Raw genomic sequence first — 4316 nt, 5'->3', positions numbered from 1 at the left:
CGTCTACGGCGCCGCGATGGTCGAGGTGAGCCTCGACACTCTGCGCGGCACCTACGCGATCGAGCGCGCTTCCGTCGTCCACGACGTCGGCCGCAGCCTCGACTCAGCGGTCGATTTGGGCCAGATCGAGGGCGCGCTGGCGCAGGGCCTCGGCTGGTCCCTGCTCGAGGAACTCCGCTTCGGCGAGGACGGGCGCCCCCTTTCGGACACCCTTTCGACCTACAAGCTCCCCGACGCGCATTTCCTTCCCAAACGACTCGAGGTGGAGTTCCTCCCCGACGCCGACAATCCGAAAGCCGTGCTTAATTCCAAGGCGGTCGGCGAGCCGCCCCTCATCTACGGCATGGCCGGATACTTCGCCCTCCTCGACGCCCTGCGAGCGGCGCGAAAGGACGGCCCCACCTTCTACGACCTGCCCTTCACGCCCGAAAAAGCGCTGGACTATCTCCAGGGGGCGCGCCCATGATCGTCAAGAACGGGCTCCTCGCCCTTCCGGGGCAATCCGAATTCGTCAGGGCGGAATTCCGCGTATCCGAAGGCAGAATTGTCGAAATCGCCCAACGCATCGAAGGCGCGAGCGGCGAGGAGATCGCGGACGCCTCGGGGCTCCTCGTCCTTCCGGGAGGGATAGATCCCCACGTCCACTTCGACGAGCCCGGTTTCACCCATCGCGAGGATTTCTTCCACGGCACGAGCGAGGCCGCCAAGGGCGGCGTCACCACGGTCATCGACATGCCCTGCACCTCACTGCCGCCGGTCACCACGATCACCGCGCTCGAGAGCAAACTCGCCGTCGTGTCGAAGGGCGCCGTCGTGGACTACGCCTTCTACGGGGGCGTCTCCGGCCACGAGATCGAGGCGAGCCTCGGCTCCGGCGGCGCGATGGCCGATCTGGCCCCGAGGGTCGTCGGCTTCAAGTGCTATTTCATCTCGGGGATGGCCAGCTTCACGAGCGTCAACCACGACGATTTCGCCCGCGTGGTCGCCGAAGGCGAACGCCTCGGACGCCCCATCCTCCTCCACGCCGAGGATCGCGACTACGTAGTCTCCGTCGACGCGCGCCTGACCGCTGCGCGCAAAGCCTCGGGCGCCTCCCCGTCCTGGGTGGATTACCTCGCTCCGCGCTCCCGCGAAGCGGAACTGACCGCCGTGGCCACGGCGCTCGCGCTGGCCAAGGGACGCGAATCCGGCCTTCACATAGTGCACGTTAGCACGCCCGAAGCCGCCGCGATGATCGCCGCCGCGGGCGCTACCTGCGAAACCTGCGCGCACTACCTCGCCTTCGACGAGAACGATTTCGAAAGACTCGGCGCTTCGCTAAAAACCGCGCCGCCGGTCAAGTCGCGGGCCGATCGCGAAGGGCTCTGGCAAAGGCTCGCCGACGGAACCCTCTCCTTCGTGACGAGCGACCATGCTCCCGCCCCGGCCTCCGAAAAGGAGACAGGCGATCCGCTAACCGCATACGGCGGCATCCCCGGCACGGGTACCTGGCTGCCCTTCCTCTTCTCCGAGGGCCTCCTTTCGGGCAGGCTGACGCTGGCGCGCTTTCTCGACGCGATAGCTGGCTCAGCCGCGCGGCGCTATGGACTGGCCGCGCGCAAAGGCGGTTTGGCGGTCGGCAAGGATGCGGATTTCGTCCTGATCGATCCCGCGGCGACGACCAAGATCGAGGGGCGGAAGCTCCTCTCAAAAGGCAAAATCACGCCCTTCGAGGGCATGAGATTGACGGGCCGAATACTCGTTACCTACGTGCGCGGCGTCCCGGTCTACCGGGCGGTGCGAGGCGCGGACGAGAACGCGGTGGGCGACATCGTCGCTCCCGCGGGCTCCGGAAAATTCCTCACGTGGGGGTACCGGTGAGCAAGGTAATGGACAAGACTCCGCTTCGCGCCCTGCTAGAGCGCGTGGCCGGGGAGTACTCGGCCAAGGGGACGATCTACGAGATCCCCCGCAAGGTTTTCGAGAAGGTTTTCGCGCTCGAAACCGCGAGCCCGGGACTCGAAATCATGGGCGGCAGGGCGAGCCTGCCCGTCGGGCCCGCCGCCGGCCCGCACAGCCAGATAGCGCCGAATCTCGTGGCCGCATATCTTTCGGGATCGCGCGTCTTCGAGCTCAAGACCGTGCAGGAAAACGACTCGCTCGAAATCGATAAACCCTGCATCCTGGCCCTCGACGAAGGACACAATACGGAGTGGTCCACCGAGCTCTCGCTCGACGAAGCCCGCGAGGAGTACCTCTGCGGCTGGATCGCCGTCAACCTTCTCGCGGCCATCTGGTCGCCCAAACCGAGGGATTTCGTATTCAACATGTCTGTGGGCTATACGCTCGCGGGCATCAAGGGACCCAAGGTCGACGCCTACATCGAAGGCATGCGCGCCCCGGCGAAAACGCCCTTCTGGACAACCGCGATGCGCGAACTCGCCGACTTCGTCGCAGCCCCGTCCTTCGCGGCCGCGTTCGGCCCCGCGGCCGTTCTCAAGGCGAAAGCGCTCCTCGCCGACTTCCCCTCGAACCCCGTGCATTCGGTCACCGTATCGACGATGCACGGCTGCCCGCCCGACGAGATCGAACGCATCGGGCGCTACCTCATCGAGGAAAAAGGCTTCGACGCGTACATCAAGCTGAATCCGACCCTCCTCGGCTTCGACGAAGCCCGCCGCATCCTCGACGTGACTGGATGGAAGAACATAGGCCTCAAGCGCGCGACCTTCGAGCACGATCTGCAATGGATGGACGCCCTCGCCCTAGTTAAAAACCTAGGCGAGGCCGCCGCGAAAAACGGCAGACGCTTCGGGATCAAGCTCTCCAACACTCTGGCAAACGAGAATGACGGGACTTTCCTCCCCGGCGCGGAACGCTACATGTCCGGCCGCGCTCTCTTCCCGATCACCATCCGCCTCGCCTCCTTGCTGGCCAACGCGTTACCCGACTTCCCACGCCGCTTCTCCTATTGCGGCGGGGTTTCGGCCCTCAACGCGGCCGAGCTCGTGACCGCCGGCCTCGGCCCCCTGACCGTCGCGACCGACATCCTCAAGCCGGGCGGCTATCTCCGCCTCGCGCAGATGGCCGAGGCCGCCGTGGGCGCGCTCCTGGCCGGCGCGACGGACGGCTCGGCCCGAGGCGAGGGCAAGCCCGACGCGAAGAGGATCGCGGCGCTCGCGGCCGCTGCCCTCGAGCGCCCGGAATACCGCGAGGAATGGAAGACGGGCAACGCGTCGATAGCGGGCAAGCTGCCGGCTTTCGACTGTTTCGCGGCGCCCTGCGTCCAGGCGTGCCCCGTCACCCAGAAAGTACCCGAGTATATCCGCCTCGCCGCCGCCGGCGACGCCAAGGCCGCGCTCGCGACGATCCTCGCGGACAATCCTCTCCCCTGCATCACCGGAACCCTCTGCGATCACGTCTGCCAAACCGCCTGCTCGCGCAACGATTACGAGGGCCCCGTCGAGATCAGGGCCGTCAAACTCGCTTGCGCGAAAGCAGCCAACGTGCCCGCCGCGAAGCCTGCGGCGGCCCGCGGCGCGCCTAAGGTCGCGATCGTCGGCGCCGGCCCCGGAGGCCTCGCCTGCGCCCACCATCTCGCGCTCGCCGGAGTGCAGGTCACCGTCTTCGACAAGACCCGCGACCCGGGCGGCGTTCCCGCTAACGTCATTCCGCGCTTCCGAATCGCTCGCGCCGACCTGGCCCGCGACATCGATCGCATCAAGGCCCTCGGCGCGGAATTCCGCATGGGCGTCGAGGTGAAGGACCTCGCCTCCCTTTCCAAGGAAGGCTATGGCGCTTTCTTCGTCGGAGCGGGAGCGCCGGCCGCGCGCGAGCTGCCCTTGACCGGGAGCGGCGTTCGCGTCGTCGACGCGCTGGCATTCCTCGAGGAGACTTCCGCTGGAGCGGGGCGCTTCGCCGGCTGCGAGCACATTCTCGTGGCGGGCGGAGGCAACACCGCGATGGACGCCGCCAGGGCCGCCTCGCGCATCCCGGAAGTCAAAAGCGTTCGTATCTCCTACCGCCGCACGCGAGCGGAGATGCCCGCCGACCGGGAAGAGTTGGGCAACGCGGTAGCCGAAGCCGCTGCCATAAACGGACCGGGGCTTCCGGCCCTGCTCGAATTGAGCCTTCCTGAAAACGCGAATCCGGGGAAGCTCACGCTCAGGAAAATGAAGTTAGGCGAAAAAGACTCGTCAGGGAGACGCGCGCCGATACCCTCGGACGAAACCTTCGAGCTCGATTGCGACCTCCTCATAGCGGCCGTGGGAGAGACGCCGGACCGGGCCCTCCTCGAGGGACTGGGTTTGAGCGTCGGAAAGAACGGCCGCCCCGTG

General features: G+C 66.7%; 3 protein-coding genes. All 3 read left to right on the top strand.

All coding sequences use genetic code 11. The features are described from left to right. Nucleotides 1-466, top strand: a 466-nt coding sequence (locus WDA27_14775) for a molybdopterin cofactor-binding domain-containing protein (GenBank protein MFA5892188.1), incomplete at its 5' end; no start/stop codon positions are given. Then, the gene (locus WDA27_14770; protein MFA5892187.1) at nucleotides 463-1860 is read left to right on the top strand and encodes an amidohydrolase family protein; all 1398 of its coding nucleotides are present in this window, start codon (nucleotides 463-465) and stop codon (nucleotides 1858-1860) included. The genes WDA27_14775 and WDA27_14770, both read left to right, overlap by 4 nt. 8 nt (nucleotides 1861-1868) lie before the next feature. Beyond that, nucleotides 1869-4316: FAD-dependent oxidoreductase (locus WDA27_14765; protein MFA5892186.1), on the top strand; the 2448-nt coding region annotated here is incomplete at its 3' end.

The organism is Actinomycetota bacterium (genome assembly GCA_041658565.1).
Classification (GTDB): Bacteria; Actinomycetota; AC-67; order AC-67; family AC-67; genus JBAZZY01.
This window is presented reverse-complemented; position numbering and strand designations above follow the sequence as displayed.